At 45.5% G+C, this 17,043-nt stretch carries 16 protein-coding genes and 1 pseudogene; 15 read left to right on the top strand and 2 right to left on the bottom strand.

What is annotated here, in order from left to right:
- Nucleotides 1-559 precede the first annotated feature (559 nt).
- The 13 genes and pseudogenes from gmd to ACMGF8_RS26865 form a co-directional block, all read left to right on the top strand.
- Nucleotides 560-1,684 carry a GDP-mannose 4,6-dehydratase gene (gene gmd / locus ACMGF8_RS26925; protein WP_102860854.1) on the top strand — a complete coding sequence of 375 codons (1,125 nt, stop codon included), beginning with the start codon at nt 560-562 and terminating at the stop codon, nt 1,682-1,684.
- Nucleotide 1,685: 1 nt separating this feature from the next.
- A complete protein-coding gene (gene fcl / locus ACMGF8_RS26920) occupies nt 1,686-2,663 on the top strand; it encodes a GDP-L-fucose synthase (protein ID WP_102880473.1) in 978 nt (325 codons plus the stop codon).
- Between the two features lie 61 nt (nt 2,664-2,724).
- A complete protein-coding gene (locus ACMGF8_RS26915) occupies nt 2,725-3,285 on the top strand; it encodes a DapH/DapD/GlmU-related protein (protein ID WP_242553879.1) in 561 nt (186 codons plus the stop codon).
- A complete protein-coding gene (locus ACMGF8_RS26910) occupies nt 3,282-4,469 on the top strand; it encodes a glycosyltransferase (protein WP_416757841.1) in 1,188 nt (395 codons plus the stop codon). The genes ACMGF8_RS26915 and ACMGF8_RS26910 overlap by 4 nt, the downstream gene beginning before the upstream one ends.
- The gene (locus tag ACMGF8_RS26905; protein ID WP_102860858.1) at nt 4,466-5,620 is read left to right on the top strand and encodes a glycosyltransferase family 4 protein; all 1,155 of its coding nucleotides are present in this window, start codon (nt 4,466-4,468) and stop codon (nt 5,618-5,620) included. Before ACMGF8_RS26910 ends, ACMGF8_RS26905 begins: the two co-directional genes overlap by 4 nt.
- Nucleotides 5,621-5,626: 6 nt before the next feature.
- A complete protein-coding gene (locus ACMGF8_RS26900) occupies nt 5,627-6,712 on the top strand; it encodes a glycosyltransferase (protein ID WP_207166355.1) in 1,086 nt (361 codons plus the stop codon).
- 39 nt (nt 6,713-6,751) lie between these two features.
- The gene (locus tag ACMGF8_RS26895) at nt 6,752-8,161 is read left to right on the top strand and encodes a mannose-1-phosphate guanylyltransferase/mannose-6-phosphate isomerase (RefSeq protein WP_102860860.1); all 1,410 of its coding nucleotides are present in this window, start codon (nt 6,752-6,754) and stop codon (nt 8,159-8,161) included.
- A gap of 9 nt (nt 8,162-8,170) precedes the next feature.
- The gene (locus ACMGF8_RS26890; protein ID WP_207166354.1) at nt 8,171-8,938 is read left to right on the top strand and encodes a glycosyltransferase family 2 protein; all 768 of its coding nucleotides are present in this window, start codon (nt 8,171-8,173) and stop codon (nt 8,936-8,938) included.
- Nucleotides 8,938-9,882 (top strand): UDP-glucose 4-epimerase family protein, encoded by a 945-nt coding sequence (locus ACMGF8_RS26885; RefSeq protein ID WP_207166353.1) that lies wholly within the window; start codon nt 8,938-8,940, stop codon nt 9,880-9,882. The genes ACMGF8_RS26890 and ACMGF8_RS26885 overlap by 1 nt, the downstream gene beginning before the upstream one ends.
- 414 nt (nt 9,883-10,296) lie before the next feature.
- Nucleotides 10,297-11,313, top strand: coding sequence for an MraY family glycosyltransferase (locus tag ACMGF8_RS26880; protein WP_416757837.1), 1,017 nt, complete (start codon nt 10,297-10,299; stop codon nt 11,311-11,313).
- An 84-nt stretch (nt 11,314-11,397) separates the two neighbouring features.
- A complete protein-coding gene (locus ACMGF8_RS26875) occupies nt 11,398-13,392 on the top strand; it encodes a polysaccharide biosynthesis protein (protein ID WP_102860864.1) in 1,995 nt (664 codons plus the stop codon).
- A 111-nt stretch (nt 13,393-13,503) separates the two neighbouring features.
- A complete protein-coding gene (locus ACMGF8_RS26870) occupies nt 13,504-13,833 on the top strand; it encodes a ComEA family DNA-binding protein (protein ID WP_102860865.1) in 330 nt (109 codons plus the stop codon).
- 172 nt (nt 13,834-14,005) lie between these two features.
- Nucleotides 14,006-14,446: pseudogene (locus ACMGF8_RS26865) on the top strand (SDR family NAD(P)-dependent oxidoreductase); the annotation flags it as partial.
- Between the two features lie 23 nt (nt 14,447-14,469).
- Here ACMGF8_RS26865 and ACMGF8_RS26860 read toward each other — a convergent pair.
- Entirely contained in the window at nt 14,470-15,030 is a 561-nt protein-coding gene (locus ACMGF8_RS26860) for a TetR/AcrR family transcriptional regulator (RefSeq protein ID WP_102860866.1), read from the bottom strand.
- A 192-nt stretch (nt 15,031-15,222) separates the two neighbouring features.
- Between ACMGF8_RS26860 and ACMGF8_RS26855 the strand changes: the two genes are divergently transcribed.
- Nucleotides 15,223-15,876 carry a GntR family transcriptional regulator gene (locus ACMGF8_RS26855; RefSeq protein WP_102860867.1) on the top strand — a complete coding sequence of 218 codons (654 nt, stop codon included), beginning with the start codon at nt 15,223-15,225 and terminating at the stop codon, nt 15,874-15,876.
- A gap of 15 nt (nt 15,877-15,891) precedes the next feature.
- Nucleotides 15,892-16,743 (top strand): urea carboxylase-associated family protein, encoded by an 852-nt coding sequence (locus tag ACMGF8_RS26850; RefSeq protein ID WP_416757834.1) that lies wholly within the window; start codon nt 15,892-15,894, stop codon nt 16,741-16,743.
- A 45-nt stretch (nt 16,744-16,788) separates the two neighbouring features.
- Here the strand turns inward: ACMGF8_RS26850 and ACMGF8_RS26845 are convergent, their stop codons facing one another.
- Nucleotides 16,789-16,956, bottom strand: coding sequence for a DUF2897 family protein (locus ACMGF8_RS26845; RefSeq protein WP_020796133.1), 168 nt, complete (start codon nt 16,954-16,956; stop codon nt 16,789-16,791).
- Nucleotides 16,957-17,043: the final 87 nt, after the last annotated feature.

Below are 17,043 nucleotides of genomic sequence, written 5' to 3'. Positions count from 1 at the left end.
GTGCTGATTTGAAATTGGAGTGGATAAGTATGCCAGAATGAATTTCTTCTTCGTGAGAAGTTCTATTTTTTTTGGGGGGGGGATATATTTTTTTGCCGAAGTATTCGGTGGTTTTTGCTAGATTGCCCGCCCACATGCTTTATATTTTGAGTTGTCAGGTCATCGCTAGTTGATTTGGCCAGCAGTAGCCTCTAATAGCATCCTTGTATGAAGGTTGCCCATCCTCGGTGCAAAATAACGCTGGAATTGTACGGCTCCTATTGCTAGGGTTCTGCTTGTTTTTTAGATGAGTATGCGCTCTTAGACGTTTCGATATTGCCAGAGTGTAAAACTGGCATCAAAATACAATGATGTTACATGGTATATACCCAAGCATTGATAATCGAAGAGATTCTGTTGATGATGAAAATGTGTAGGCTCATCTTCGTATCTGTCAAGGGCTTTCAGTTACGCCATTATGCCTTTCTTTGTTTTTTCGGATAATTATCTTCTATTGACATTTTTTTTTGTTTGTGATTTTTTTTTGGCAATATCAGAACTGTAGATTTAGGAAGTGGAAATGACAGCTAAAAAAGCATTGATTACTGGTATTACAGGGCAGGACGGATCATACCTGGCAGAGTTTCTGCTGGAAAAGGGTTATGAGGTCCACGGTATCAAGCGTCGTGCTTCTTCCTTTAATACCCAAAGAGTAGATCATATTTATCAGGATCCACATGTTGATGATCAGCGTTTTATTTTGCATTATGGTGATTTAACTGATTCTTCAAATCTAACTCGGATCATTCAAGAAGTTAAACCTGATGAAGTCTACAACTTAGGGGCTCAGTCCCATGTTGCTGTAAGTTTCGAGTCTCCTGAGTATACTGCGGATGTTGATGCAATGGGGACGCTGCGTATCTTAGAGGCAATCCGTTTATTGGGGCTGGAGAAAAAAACCCGTTTTTATCAAGCTTCGACCTCGGAGCTTTATGGGCTAGTTCAGGAGGTTCCGCAGCGTGAAACAACTCCATTTTATCCACGGTCCCCATATGCTGTTGCAAAACTATATGCTTACTGGATTGTTGTAAACTACAGAGAGGCATATGGAATGTATGCCTGTAACGGAATTCTTTTTAATCATGAATCACCACGTCGCGGTGAAACCTTTGTTACTCGAAAAATTACTCGGGGATTAGCCAATATTGCTCAAGGTCTCGAGCAGTGTTTGTATATGGGGAATATGGATGCACTTCGTGACTGGGGACATGCCAAAGATTACGTACGCATGCAATGGATGATGCTTCAGCAAGATAAGCCTGAAGATTTTGTAATAGCTACTGGTGTGCAATATTCTGTTCGTGATTTTATTTTATGGTCTGCCGCCGAGCTAGGAATAAAAATTCGTTTTGAGGGAAGTGGCCTAGAAGAAAAAGGCTTCATTGAGTCTATCGTGGGGGATAGCGCTCCGTCGTTGAAGCCAGGCGACGTGATTGTGCGTATCGATCCGCGCTACTTCCGTCCTGCCGAAGTGGAAACATTGTTAGGTGATCCTACTAAAGCTAAAGTGAAGTTAGGCTGGACTCCAGAAATTACGGCTCAAGAAATGTGTGCTGAGATGATCTGTGAAGATCTTAAGGTAGCCAAACGGCATGCGCTGCTGAAGAAGCATGGTTACGATCTGCCTGTTTCTTTGGAGAACTGATATGACTAATTATCAGGAAGACGGCATATTTATTGCTGGTCATAATGGGATGGTTGGCTCCGCCATAATGCGTCGGTTGCAAAGTCTGGGTTATAAAAATCTAATCACTCGAGATAGAAACGAATTAAATCTTCTTGATCAGCGGGCTGTTGAAGCTTTTTTTTCTAAAAATAAAATTAAACAAGTTTACATGGCTGCGGCGAAAGTAGGGGGTATTCATGCGAATAATACCTATCCCGCAGAATTCATTTATGAAAACTTGGTAATGCAGACTAATGTGATTAACTCTGCGCATATGAATGGTGTGCAGAAATTGCTCTTTTTGGGGTCCTCTTGCATTTATCCTGTAGCAGCTCCTCAGCCAATGGCTGAAAGTGATTTGTTGCAGGGGAAGTTGGAGCCAACAAATGAGCCCTATGCGATTGCGAAGATCGCTGGAATCAAGTTGTGTGAAAGTTATAACCGTCAATATGGTCGAGACTATAGAAGTGTAATGCCGACTAATTTGTATGGCCCTAATGATAATTATCATCCAGATAATTCTCATGTGATACCTGCGTTACTTCGTCGCTTTCATGAGGCTGTTTTGTATAATAAGGATGAAGTGGTTATTTGGGGGAGTGGCTCGCCGAAGCGTGAGTTTCTACATGTCGACGATATGGCCAGCGCGTCAGTCTATGTTATGGAACTGTCGCGAGATGTTTATGAGCGGCACACTCAGCCTATGCTCTCACACATTAATGTTGGAACTGGCGAAGACTGTACTATTCGAGAGTTGGCAGAGACAATTTCTCAGGTTACTGGATTTAAAGGTAGGGTGATATTTGATGCCACTAAACCTGATGGGGCTCCTCGAAAGCTAATGGATGTTTCACGTATTGAACTTTTAGGCTGGAAGTCAAGTATCAACTTGAGATCAGGGTTGCGTGAGGCGTATGAATGGTTTTCAGAAAATGGGCTTAAAGCTCGCTCAAGCTGATTAACAATCAGTCTGTTAGTTATGTGTAATTCGACCACCGCATATTCTTGCAGAGCGAGAGTTGGGGTGGTCAGTTTTTTGTTTCTTTGTATTATTATCCAAGGTGCTCATTTTAGATGAGTTGAGTATTATGCTGAGGCATTTAATAAATTTAGTTCTTTCTATATTACCTCCTTCTCGTTTTTTTGGCCTACGATACTTGCTGTGGCGTATTGCCGGTGTGAATCTTGCGAGAGGAGTGAAGTTTTGTGGCCGCGGCTGGATATATGGTCGAGGTTCTTTAAGCATTGCAGAGAGAACCTGGTTGAGTCCAGGTGTTGTTTTTCATACTAACATAGAAGCTGAAATAAGATTAGGTTCTGATTGTGATATTGGGCCAGGCGTAGAGTTTGTTTTAGGAAGCCATGCCATTGGTGGTGAAGCTCGACGAGCTGGTCAGGGTATTGCTCGTCCAATATTAGTAGGCAATGGTTGTTGGATTGGGGCAAAAAGTTTGATTCTTGGTGGTGTGACAATTGGTGATGGGGCCATTATCGCCGCTGGTTCTGTTGTGGTTCGCGATGTTCCTAAAAATACATTAGTTGCGGGTGTCCCCTCCATTGTAAAGAGGCAATTGCAGTGAAAAAACCAGTTGTGCTCATAGTTTGTAATGCATTGGATGATGCAACTCGTACCGAAAGGGGAATTGGTAGCGACAGTCCTGCAGCATCTCGTAAAGTATTTATGCTGTGTCAGGCATTGCGTACCGCCGGAGCGAGGCCCTATGTTTTGAGCTTGGGTCGAGGTAGTACTAATGGGGCACTTAAATATTACGGCCGTAAGGCTAAGAGAGTTAATGGTATATCTGTTATTTATTCTTCTTTCTCTCATATCCGTTTTTTTTCTCAAGTGCTTTCTCTATTCTCATTGATTGGAATGTTGTTTCGTCTTTCAAAAAGTCCCTCAAGGTCAGTTGTTTTTTATAATAGGATGAGTGCCTATCTGCCTCTTCTTTTTATTTCTGTTTTTACGGGTTATAGACGTTTCTTGGACTTAGAAGATGGTGAAAATTTCAATGCAAAGCAAACTGTAATAAAAGTTCGATGGAATCGCTTCTTGGTGTGGGTTTATGATCGGTACTGTTCGAATGGGGCCCTTCTTGCTTGTAGCGCTTTGGCCAGTAGAACGGCTATTCGACCTATTCATTGCTACTATGGTTCTGTCTCAACTCCTAAAGTTAAGTGTATTTCATGGTTGGAGCCTGAACGTCATGTTTTGATGGGGGGAACTCTTAGCGCGGATACGGGCGTAAATTTACTAATTGATACTGTTCGTATGCTTCGTAGAAGTGAGGAGCTCTGGGTTAAAAAACTGTCCTTTCAAGTTACCGGTAAAGGTGAAGGGTTAGATGCTCTTAAGCAGCTAGCGTTAGAAGATGGTTTTCCTAAAGTTACGGTTCATGGCCGTACAACTAATCTTGAATATATAGAAATCCTTGAGCGATGCTGTGCTGGTCTGGCATTGAAACCTATCGGCGGCGAGATGGCCGACACAACTTTCCCATCAAAGGTCATTGAGTTTGCGGAAGCTGGGCTATTGGTGATAAGTACGGATATCAGTGATGTCCGTAAAGTTTTGGGGGAGGGTGCCTTATACTTAGGATCAAATGATCCGAAAGAGCTAGCAGATATATTGAAGCTGGTTGTCGATGACACGGATTTAGGCCGAAGTTGTGCTGAGAAAGGTAGCTTGATTGTCCTTGAGCGTTGTTCACCTTTGTCGGCTGGTCAGGCGGTCCTTGATTTCATTACTGGGGAGATATCATGACTCAACCCCGTTCTTTCATCACTTGGCAACCAGTTTTGACTGATCATCAGGCTTATACTTATGAGGAGCTTTCCCAACAAGCAAAGTCTCCTTTGTTAGCTTATGTCTTGACACTTGAGGATAATACTCGTCGTTCTCAAGGTTGGCTTGATACTCAAGTCGGGTCTATAGATAGAAGATTAATCCCACAAAAAAAATGGATGCAATATTGTTACAGGCATATGCGTGAGCATCAAAGGGATGTTCATATATTTGGAAGTGCCTTCCAAAGTATTAAGATGATTTACTGTTTGTTACTGGCAATTTGGTTCAAGGTCGAATTTTATCTCGTGTCCGAACCATACTCACCTATTTCTCTTGGCTATTTTTCTGAAGATAAGTTTGCTATTGCAAATATTAAAGCTAGAGCACGACCTTATATCTACAGGCTTTATGCCTTAGTGCTTAATCGTTGGGTTTCAGGGGTGTTTGCAATATCAAAAAAAGCAATTATTCAATACACTAAAGCCGGTATCTCTAGTGATAAAATATTTCCATTTGGCTATTTTATACCTTCATTGAAGTCTGATTCTCCAGGGCCGTCAGGGGTATATTCAAAGAATGAAAAACTTCGAATTGTTTTTGTGGGAGCCTTGATTGCAAGAAAAGGGTTGGACTTGCTAATAGATGCTGTTAGCAGCTTAGGTGATCGTGTTGTGCTTGATGTCTATGGTTCAGGGGAGCCACGACTTTACAATATTGATGGTGTGACGGTTAGGTACTGTGGAGTAATTCCTTTTGGCTCCGCTCAAGAAGTGATTGCACGATATGATGTTTTGGTACTACCGAGTAGGCACGATGGCTGGGGAGTTGTCGTGAATGAGGCTATATGCGCTGGCGTTCCTGTAATTTGTAGTGATCAAGTTGGAGCAAGTGTTATTTTAGAGCGTTTTACTGCTGGTATGATTTTTAATATTCAAGAACCTCATTCACTTAAAAAAACGCTTGAGGTTTTTTTACAGGACTCACAGCTCTCTCAAGAGCTAACCTCTGCTACAAATGTCGCGGCTATCGCAATTCAACCTGATGTTGCTGCAGGTTACATGCTGTCTATAATGCAGGTAAAGGGTTTAAAGCGAAAAGAAGTTTCTTCGCCCTGGTATTTGGAGTAGTTTTTTATGAGCGTAAAGAGCGTTCGTTTACATCTAACAAATATTGCGGGATTGGGGGCAGTGCAATTGCTGAAGTCGTTGCTACCAGCACTTGAGCAATGTGAAAGTATCAGACTTAAGGAACTCTATCTTCCAAGTGTTGGAGAGCTTTCTGAGTATGTGGTCGATGATAACTCTATAAATAAATTCTACTATAGAAGGTATCTCCCGAATTCGATTTCTCGTTTTTTGGAATGTGTATTCTTCGGTAGACGCTTTGGTGGAGACACTCCTCTTTTGGTTATGGGGGATCTGCCTATTCGTTGTAGTGCAAAACAAACAGTTTTTGTGCAAAATTCGCACTTGTTAGTTCCTGATAAGATTAGTTGGAATAAATCAAGTCTAAAGTTTTTGGTTTTTCGGTGGATATTTTCTCTTAACATAAGATATGCACAAGCATTTATAGTCCAGACAGCGCTAATGCGTGATGCTCTTATTAAATCTTATCCTTCGTTAAGAGCACGAGTACATGTTGTACCTCAACCTGTACCTAACTGGCTTCTTAACGCAGGAGTAGTGCGTGGGGGACGAGTCGTGGCAACTGATGCTCCGTTACGTTTGTTTTATCCAGCTGCCGACTATCCACATAAAAATCATAAACTACTGGATAGTATACAAGCTAATAGTGCATCACAGTGGCCAGTCGAGAGCCTTGAGTTAACCATTGAGCAAGAGGCTCACCCTGCTAAGGATATTTCCTGGATTCATTGCTGTGGGCGGCTATCGTCGCAGAGAATGTTAGACTCTTATAATCTTGCTGATGCTCTTTTGTTTTTGTCTAAAGATGAAAGCTATGGTTTTCCGCTTGTTGAAGCGATGTTTATTGGCATTCCTATAGTTTGTCCCGATCTTGAATACGCCAGAGCCCTGTGTGGAGATCAGGCTATATATTTTGTGGTTGATGATGTCGAGTCTTTGAGATGTGCAGTTGATGAGTTACATAGAAAGCTATCTACTGGGTATTGGCCCGATTGGAGCGAGCAATTGAAGATGATTCCAAAAGATTGGGAGTCTGTTGGGCGAAGAATTCTAGAAATTGCTGTTGAAAAATAAATTACTGCTATGATTTTAATTTAGTTGAAGAGAAAATCTATGTTAGTTCCGATAATTATGGCAGGTGGTTCGGGCTCTCGTCTATGGCCGCTCTCCCGCCAGCTAAATCCTAAGCAGTTCCTGTGTTTGGCAGATGCTGAAATGTCCATGTTGCAAGCGACTATCGCTCGCTTGAACGGTTTGGAAACGGCTACGCCACGCGTGATTTGTAATGAAGATCACCGTTTTCTGGCAGCCGAACAGTTAAGGCAACAAGGTCTAGAAAAGTTTAATATTCTATTGGAGCCCGCTGGTCGGAATACCGCACCTGCAGTTGCGTTAGTTGCAATTCAAGAATGTTTGAATGGTCAAGATCCTATATTGCTTGTTTTGGCGGCTGATCATTTAATTAATGATGTTGTAGCCTTTCAATCCTGTATTCATAAAGCACTGCCATTAGCTATTGATGGAAAGTTGGTTACCTTTGGCATTAACCCTACTCATCCTGAAACAGGCTATGGTTACATCCAGAAGGGTGCAGGCTTAGAAAGTGGTGGTTTTGAAGTGGCTCGATTTGTCGAGAAACCACCTCAGGAATTGGCTAACTCGTATTTGGAGAGTGGCTGTTATCTCTGGAATAGTGGCATGTTCATGTTTCGTGCCAGCCGTTATTTGTGTGAGCTAGAGCATTTCCGCCCTGACATCCTGAGCGCTTGTCGTGAAGCTTTGTGCAAGGGGGAGCAGGACATGAATTTCACTCGGGTGGGACGTGATGAGTTTGAAAAATGTCCAGATGAGTCGATTGACTATGCGGTGATGGAAAAAACGAAAGATGCAGTTGTTGTGCCAATGGATGCTGGCTGGAGTGATATTGGTTCTTGGGCCGCATTATGGGATGTAGGAGATAAGGATTCTCAGGGAAATATTTGCCGTGGTGATGTAATAGTAGAAGGCTCTACTAATAACTATATCTATTCTGGAAGTCGTTTGGTTAGTACTGTTGGAGTCGATAATCTAATCGTTGTAGAGACCAAGGACGCGGTTCTGATCGCTCATAAAGAGCATGTTCAAGAAGTAAAGAAAATTGTTGAAAAGCTAAAGTCCTCTGGTCGTTCCGAATATAAGAATCATCGGGAAGTATATCGACCTTGGGGTGTCTATGATTCTATAGACAATGGTGCTCGCTATCAGGTCAAGCGTATTACGGTTAATCCTGGTGCTAAATTGTCATTGCAAATGCATCATCATCGAGCGGAGCATTGGGTTGTTGTTAGTGGTACAGCAAAAGTTACTAATGGTGATAAAGTTTATCTAGTTGCAGAAAATCAATCTACTTATATCCCTATAGGGCAAATGCATACTCTTGAAAATCCAGGTGTAATTCCATTAGAGCTGATTGAGGTACAGTCTGGTTCCTATCTTGGGGAGGATGATATTGTAAGGTTTGAAGATTTGTATGGCCGTGTCTAAGAGGTGTGCTTGAAAGTCTCTATTGTTACCGTTTGTTATAATAGTTCTTCTACTATTAAAGATACTATTGAGTCGGTTTTGTCTCAAGATTATGTCGATGTTGAATATATAGTTGTGGATGGTGGTTCTAATGATGGAACTATCGATATAGTCAAATCTTACGGAAATAAAATAAGTACTTTTGTAACAGAAAAAGATAACGGGATCTACGATGCGATGAACAAAGGTGTCGCTTTAGCTACTGGCGATATCGTAGGGATATTGAATTCAGACGATTTTTACGAAAGTGAAAGCATATTGTCTTATGTGGTTGGTGCATTTGATAAAAAACCAGAAGTTGATATTGTTTTTGGCGATGTTGTTTTTGTTGAACCGTCCGACCTAAAGAAAGTTACGCGGTTTTATCGTGCTAATAGATTTTCTGTATGGCGATTGCGTTTTGGCTGGATGCCTCCTCATCCTGCTACTTTTATTCGTAAATCTGCATATGAAAAGGTTGGTGCTTATTCGCTTAAATACAAAATTGCTGCTGACTACGAAATGTTCGTTCGTCAGCTTTATGTACATGGTTTGAAGTATTTATATATTAATAAAGTCCTTGTGCGTATGCGCTCGGGCGGTGTTAGTACTTCTGGGTTTAAGAGTAGTTTGAGGCTTAATTTAGAGATAGTGACTGCTTGCAGGAACAATGGTTTGTATACGAATATATTTATGGTGCTTTTAAAGCTCCCCTTCAAACTGTATGAGTTGTTCCGTAAGCCTAGGAGTATGAGGTAATGATGCATGTGTTTCTAACTGGGGCAAGTGGTTTTGTCGGAGGGGCAGTTTTACAGCGCTTAGCTTCACTTAATGATATTAAAGTTACCGCCGCTGTTCGTAAATCTAGTTCTCCTTTGCAATGTGCTATACATGATGTCGTTAATTTAGAAACTGAAAACGTCTCGCTGCTTGGTGTTGATGTTGTCATCCATGCTGCTGCAAGGGTTCATGTAATGGATGAGTATTCGCCCAATGCTTTGTCCGAATACCGTAAGGTGAATACCGAGTGGACATTAAATTTGGCGCGGGAGGCATTGGCGAGTGGAGTTAAAAGATTTATTTTTTTAAGTTCAATCAAGGTCAATGGTGAAGTTACAAGCTCCGATCGACCATTTCGTGCCGATGACGAGCCTGCGCCTTCTGATTATTATGGAATCTCGAAGCTTGAGGCGGAACAGGGTTTACTGGAGATAGCCGCTGATTCAGAAATGGATGTTGTGATTATCAGGCCTGTTTTAGTTTATGGTGATGGAGTAAAAGCTAACTTTTATAATATGATCTCCTGGTTAGATCGCGGAATTCCATTACCTTTTGGCAGGCTGGTGAATAAACGTAGTTTTGTTGCATTGGATAATTTGGTTGATTTGATTTTTACTTGTATGAATCACCCTGATGCATCTAATCAAGTATTTCTTGTCAGTGATGATGAAGATTTAACTGCGACTCAGCTTTTTCAACGTGTTGGAAGGGCTTTGGGGCGTAATACTTGGTTGCTGCCAGTTCCTACGTTTTTACTACGTGCGATTTTTCAGGTTCTTGGTAAAAAGTCTCAGGCTCAGCGTCTTCTTGGTTCTTTGCAAGTTGATGTCGAAAAAACTAGGAAGGTTCTTGGATGGCAACCGGTGATTGGGGTTGACGAGGCATTGAGAAAAACGGTTGATGGGTTCAAGCGTAGAAAATAATTAAATCAGTTGTAGAGCTTGAATTAAGTGCTTTTTACGTGGAATTGCTTCTGTCGTTACTAATGGATTTGCAAGTTTTAATGGCGGGGTTTGTTTTTTATCTTTTTAGTCATATTTTTGTTTTTTTGAGGATGGTTGAAGATAGTCAATATCTGCTTTTTTTGGTTTTATGCGAGTAAGATAACGCGTTGCAGACGGTCTACTTGATCTTGAAGTTGGCTGTCTTAGGAGTATTAGTCTCTGAATATCGATTTTTTGTGAGTTGTTTTTTGAGGCTATAGTGCTAAAAATGTTTTTTAGCTCATTGGTCGCTGGTATAGGTTTCGCCATTTTTGTCTAGTCGTGTAAAATCAAAGACCACTCCTGGCCATCGATGTAGCTTTATCAGGTATTGGTAATGTTTCGGGGAAACTCATGATTGTTGTTTTTTTTGTGGCGGTTCTCGTCTGTTCGCTGCTTTTGACCGGATCTCTACGTAGATATGCTATCGCTCGCAGTTTGATCGACATACCTAATGAGCGAAGTTCTCATTTGTTGCCAACACCTCGCGGTGGTGGGGTGGCTATTGTCGTGAGTTATCTGGCAGCTCTGCCTCTACTAGCTTTGGAAGGCTTTGCGGCTTGGCCTAGCGTTATAAGTTTGGTAGGCGCCGGAACGCTGATTGCCATGGTTGGATTCCTTGATGATCATGGGCATATCGCTGCCAGATGGAGATTACTTGCCCATTTTTCTGGGGCGGGTTGGGCCTTGTGTTGGCTGCAGGTGGTCCCCTCCGTTGATGTATTTGGCGTTGTTCTTGATCTGGGGTGGGTAGGATATTTATTGGCTGCCGTCTATCTTGTCTGGTTGCTTAATCTCTATAACTTCATGGACGGAATTGACGGGATTGCCAGTATTGAGGCAGTGAGTGTTTGTATTGGCGCTTGCTTGGTTTATTGGTTGAGTGGAGAAAACGAGCTCGTTTCAACTCCTTTATTGTTAATTGCTGCTGTATCAGGGTTTCTGTACTGGAACTTCCCTCCCGCACGTATTTTCATGGGGGATGCAGGCAGTGGTTTCTTGGGATTGATCCTTGGGATTCTGTCTCTTCAGGCAGCATTGGTATCCCCTCATCTAATATGGGTTTGGCTAATTCTGCTCGGCGTTTTTATTGTAGATGCGACGTTCACGCTGCTCCGCCGTTTTATTCGTGGAGATAATATCTACGAAGCGCACCGTAGTCACGCTTATCAATATGCATCTCGTCATTTTAAAGGTCATTTACCCGTTACTCTTGCTATTGCTACTATAAATACTCTTTGGTTACTACCTATTGCCATATGCGTAGGTGTATTCGGGCTGGATGGAATATTGGGTCTTGTGATTGCTTATTTTCCTTTGGTTTTTCTTGCCGTAAAATTTAATGCGGGAGCTACAGAGAAATCCAGTTGACTTGATATGTGCCTTCTAGATGGTTGATTTTTGTTGTGCATTATTCTTGGGCTGGTTTTTGAGGGATTGAGGTGAAGTTAAGATATGGAAAAGATACGGTCATTTTTATTGAGTCGTTCTCGTAGAAAAAAACGTGTGCTCCAGGTGGTTGTTGACGTTTTTCTGGTGTGGGCTGCGTTGTGGATGGCTTTCGTTGTTAGGCTGGGGTTTGAAGAGTTAGATAACCTTTTTTTTCTTCATCTTTGGCTGTTCATAAGTGCACCGATAATTGCTATTCCTCTATTTGTTCGGTTTGGAATGTATCGGGCCGTCATGCGTTACTTTGGTAATGATGCTCTTATTACGATTGTAAAGGCGGTAACTTTATCTGCTTTGATTCTTTCATTGGTTGTTTATCTTTATAGCAATCACCAGGTCGTGGTTCCACGTTCAATCGTGTTCAACTACTGGTGGTTGAGTCTAGTGATGATTGGTGGTTTAAGATTGGCTATGCGCCAATATTTTCTCGGTGATTGGTTCACGACCGCACAGCACGTACCATTCACCAACCGGGATGATGGTTTACCCAAGGTAGCTATCTATGGCGCTGGTTCGGCAGGTAATCAGCTAGTTGCAGCGCTACGATTGGGACGTTTCATGCGTCCAGTTGCATTTATCGATGATGACGACAGTATTGCCGATCGGATGATTGCTGGTTTGCAGGTATACAAGCCCAAGCACTTGCAACAGATGATAGACGAAACGGGAGCAGAAGAAATACTTCTAGCGATTCCCTCATCTACTCGTAGTCGTCGTAGAGAGATTCTTGGTTTTCTTGAGGACTTTCCCCTTCATGTTCGAAGTGTTCCTGGCTTTATGGATTTGGCCAGTGGGCGAGTGAAGGTTGATGACATTCAAGAAGTGGACATTGCGGACTTGCTTGGGCGTGACTCTGTACCTGCTCAAGGCGATTTGTTGGCGCACTGTATAAAAGGGAAAACTATTCTGGTGACAGGTGCCGGCGGATCTATTGGATCTGAGCTTTGCCGACAGATTTTGTCCTTGGGCCCCACTGCTCTGATTCTGCTCGATCATAGCGAGTTCAATCTCTACAGTATTTTGTCTGAGCTTGAACTGCGTGTGTCGCGGGAGGCTCGTATTGTAAAATTGCTCCCTATTCTAGGCTCCGTGCGTAATTACGAAAAGCTGTTATCTGTCATGAAAACCTGGAGTGTCGAGACGGTTTATCATGCTGCTGCTTATAAGCATGTACCGATGGTTGAGCATAATATTGCTGAAGGTGTACTTAATAATGTGATGGGTACGCTCAACACGGCGCAGGCCGCTTTGCAATCCGGTGTGGCTAATTTTGTACTGATTTCTACTGATAAGGCTGTTCGCCCAACTAACGTAATGGGCAGTACCAAGCGTTTGGCGGAACTTACTCTGCAGGCGTTGAGCAAAGAAGTCGCGCCAGTGTTATTCAATGACTCTTCAAATATTTCAAGGGTAAATAAAACCCGTTTCACCATGGTGCGTTTCGGTAATGTATTGGGCTCTTCAGGCTCAGTCATTCCACTGTTTCGCAAACAGATCAAATCAGGTGGTCCGCTGACGGTCACTCATCCGAAGATTACGCGCTATTTCATGACTATTCCGGAAGCTGCTCAGCTGGTTATCCAGGCTGGATCGATGGGGCAGGGCGGTGATGTTTTTGTGCTGGATATGGGTGAGCCGGTGAAAATCGTCGAGTTGGCGGAAAAGATGATTCATCTCTCCGGGCTGAGCATACGCTCGGAAAAAAATCCTCATGGCGATATCGCTATCGAGTTTACCGGCCTTCGTCCTGGTGAAAAGCTTTACGAAGAGTTGCTGATTGGCGACAACGTAGTGGCGACTCAACACCCAATGATCATGAGCGCCAATGAGGATCATCTGTCTTGGGATGTGCTTAAGGCCAAGCTCAGCGAACTCCTTGCAGCGCTTGAGTTAGATGATTATGCAAGAGTTCGACAACTGCTTCGTGAGACGGTGAGTGGTTATACCCCGGACGGTGAAATCGTCGACTGGGTTTATCAACAGCGGCGTCTCAAACCTTGAATCTACACAACCGGTAACCCTCCTGCTTTTGACTTGCCTGCGGCATCACCTAGGTTTGGAAGGCAGCTTCGGAAAAGCTGTTTTCCTTACTCGATGTCATGGAGCGTCACTATGCGTAACTCTTATCTCTCCTCGCTGATCTTTGCCGTTCTAGCCAGCCTTTCGCTTGCAGCTCAAGCAGCGCCTGCTGTCAAGGCGCAGACTGTTGCTCCTGAGGCAGTGGAGCAGGCAACGCCTCAAGTCAGCAAAATCAACCTCAATACCGCCGATATGGCTGTCCTGCAGCGCGAGCTATTTGGAATTGGCGAGGCCAAGGCCAAGGCGATTGTCGCTTATCGTGAAGAGAATGGTCCCTTTGCTTCGGTGGATGAACTGCTTGAGGTCAAGGGTATCGGCAAGACTATCCTGGAGCGCAATCGAGACAAGCTCGTCGTCAACTGACTTGATCAAGTAGCAATCGAAGGTCGGTCAGTGACCGGCCTTCTGTATTTCGGGCGGGTTTGGTGCCTAGCCATGAATCTCAATCAACAGGCAATTTTTTCATGGTGCTGCAAGAGTATTGTGCATGTAATATTTTTCGCTCTCCGGATGTTCCAATCGGAGGCGTCCATTACTTTCAAGATTGTCAGGAGCGGCCGCGACGAGTTTTTTCGCGGTCGGGCGCAGGGCGATCATCAAAATTGTCTCAGTGGTCGCGTTAATCCCGGAGCGTTTCAATGCGACTTACAGTGCCGCCAAGGCTTACGTGCTAAGCCTGACTCAGTCACTGCCGGCTGAGTTGAAAGGCAATGACGTTCAGGCTCAGGGGAGCTTGCCTGGCGTTACTTGTACCGAGATCTGGGAGCGTTCAGGCTTGGAGGCTAAGGCCATCCCCCTAGAGATGGTGATTGAGGCGACTGAGATGGTGGACGCGGCATTGAGTGGTTTCGACCAGAGAGAGTTGATCACGCTACCTTCGTTTCCCGCTCCGGCGGACTGGCAAGCACTGGTCGCCGCGCGCCTAGCCTTGGGGCCCAATCTTTCCAGGAACAGTGCCGCCGCGCGTTCCAATTAAGGCGGCCCATGGAGCGGGTTGTATTATTCCTGCTCCTGTTTCTTCAGGCCCTCACTGACGACTTCCAGTATCTGTACCGCCAGTTCAGGACTTTCCACGCTGCGCGAGAGCATCAACGCTCCCACCAGGGTCGACATGATCATCAGGCTGCGTTGCGCCTTATTTTCACCTTCCAGAGTCGCTTCCACTTGGGCAAGTCTGGCATTGAGCACTGCATCGGTGGTGGGGCTGGGTTGGCCGCGCTGGCCGAGTTCCGAGCTCATGGTTGGTAGTGGGCAACCTTGATGGGGTGAGCTGCGATGCCACTCGGAAAGGTAGTTGTCGATAAACGCCTGCAAGGGCTGTTCTTGTGCGAACAGAGTTGCGCAGTGGGCGTCCAGGTCTTGGGCAGCTGCGCAAAGGGCTTCTTCTACCAGCTCATCCTTGGACTTGAAGTGGGAGTAGAAACCGCCATGGGTCAGGCCCAGTGCCTTCATCAGTGGTTGTAATCCCGTTCCCCCTATTCCATCACGACGAAAACGTTCCGAAGCTTCTTTGATAATGCGTTGATGTGTCTGGGCTTTATGGTCTGCTGAATAACGCATTTGAGAAACCTCCACAACTAGAGCGCTATTTTAACCAAGGATCATCAGATCACGCCCCTACTTATCAGTGGGTGTTTTGCGTATTTACAGCGTTCCGACAGGTAGGGCGAGTGTTTGCAGGACCCTCAGGAATTGGCACGATAAGTGATTAAAGTTTGATCACGAATTGTTGAACAATCTCGAGGTGTTGCCATGAGCAACGGTTTATCCCTTGCGGACCAGATCAGGGTGGAACTGCGTGCCGACATTATCGGTGGTCGCCTGTTGCCTGGCATGCCGTTGGTAGAGAGCGAGCTGGTCAACACCTACAACGCTTCGCGCAACACCATACGTGAAGCGTTGCACGGCTTGGGCCAGGAGGGGTTGACCCACTATGTCCGTTATAAAGGCGTGGTGGTCAGACGCCTGAGCAGCGATGAGGTAAAGGATCTGTTCCGAGTACGTCGGACTCTGGAGTTGCAGGCGATCGCCAGTGCAAAGCCGCTGAGCGAGTGCCAGGCTGATCGTATGCTCGACGCCATCGAGGCGGCCCAATTGGCCCGAGATCGCGAGGACTGGCGTGCTGTCGGGACTCATGGTTTGCGCTTTCATCAGCAGGTGGTAAGGCTACTGGATTCTTCCTTGTTCGATGAATTTTTCACCAATGTAGTCGCGCAATTGCGTCTGGTGTTTTGCGCCGCGCCGGATGAAGCGTTGTTCCAGGCGCCCTGGCTGGTTCGTGACCGGCAGATTCACCAATGGCTGGTGGAGGGTGACAAAGCCCGCGCCGGCGAGGCAATGGAGGCATATCTGGACGACTCCGAGCGCCTACTGCTGAACATGTTCAGTCAATCCTTGCGTCACTGAGTGAGGGCGATACCCATGTACAAAGACTATCCAGCGGCTTATCAGGTCAGCAAAGGCTCGGCGCTGCAGGTGGATACGACCTTTTATGAACGTATCCGTGATAACCGGGCACAACGTACGCTGATCGAGCAGTTCGAGGTGCCGATTCGTACGGGCCGGGCCTGGAAGGTGCCCGCCGGTCATGTGTTTCGAGTGACCACACCCGTAGGCCCGCAAGTGGGAGACTTCAACGTCTGGAATGCCAATGACCCGCGAGAACGCCTATGGGCCGCACGTACCCGGCAGTTGCAGGGAGCCCATGTCAGCACCCATGACCGGCTCTGGTCGAACCTGCCTTTCTTGCGGCCGCTGGTCACGATCACCGATGACAGCCTGGCGAATTATGGTATCGACGAGCATGGCGGGCGCCTGCACGATTTATTGGGTACCCGTTGCGATCCCTATGTGAACCGAATGCTCACAGGCGAGGATTTTCATCATCACTGTCACTCCAATCTGACACGGGCGGTTCTGCCCCATGGCCTCACCGAATTCGACGTGCATGACGTATTGAATATCTTTCAGTGCACCGGCCTTAATCATGACGACATGTATTTCATGAAGGCCTGTCCGGCGCAAAAGGGCGACTATCTGGAGTTTTTTGCTGAAATCGACCTGCTGTGTGCACTGTCGACCTGCCCGGGGGGCGATCTGTCCTTGCCGATGTGGGGCCCCGAGGCTCAGGACCCCTTGAGTGTTTGCCGGCCACTGGGAGTGGAGATCTATCGTCTCGAAGAGTCACTGCTTGAAGGCTGGAGCCAGCCGGAGCGGGCGGCCTACAAAGGCCAGCACGGCTTGTGCATCGCCAAGGCCGAATGGGAAAAGTAGGGCCTTGAGCAGTCCCTTCAATGCAGGACGAAGGGGCTGACGGGATTAACGATCCTGCGCTTCTTTGGCATCCATTTCCGCGTTGCGTTCGGCTACGCGTTTACGTTGCTCATCAGTCAGTTCCACCTTGTGGGCGGTGTCGCGCAGCATCATCAAGCCGCCGACGATCGAACCGATAGCAACCACCAGAATCAACCAGGCATACCAGGGCATAGGGCTCTCCTTGAACGGCAGTTTCCCGAGGACGAAGGTTCGCCCTCGGGACTGCCTGTAATGCTTTGAGTTAAAGCGTTTCGCACT

Source organism: Pseudomonas sp. BNK-7 (assembly GCF_048072025.1).
GTDB lineage: Bacteria > Pseudomonadota > Gammaproteobacteria > Pseudomonadales > Pseudomonadaceae > Aquipseudomonas > Aquipseudomonas danubii.
The sequence above is the reverse complement of the archived record's forward strand: the minus strand, read 5'-3'. Positions and strand labels throughout refer to the sequence as shown.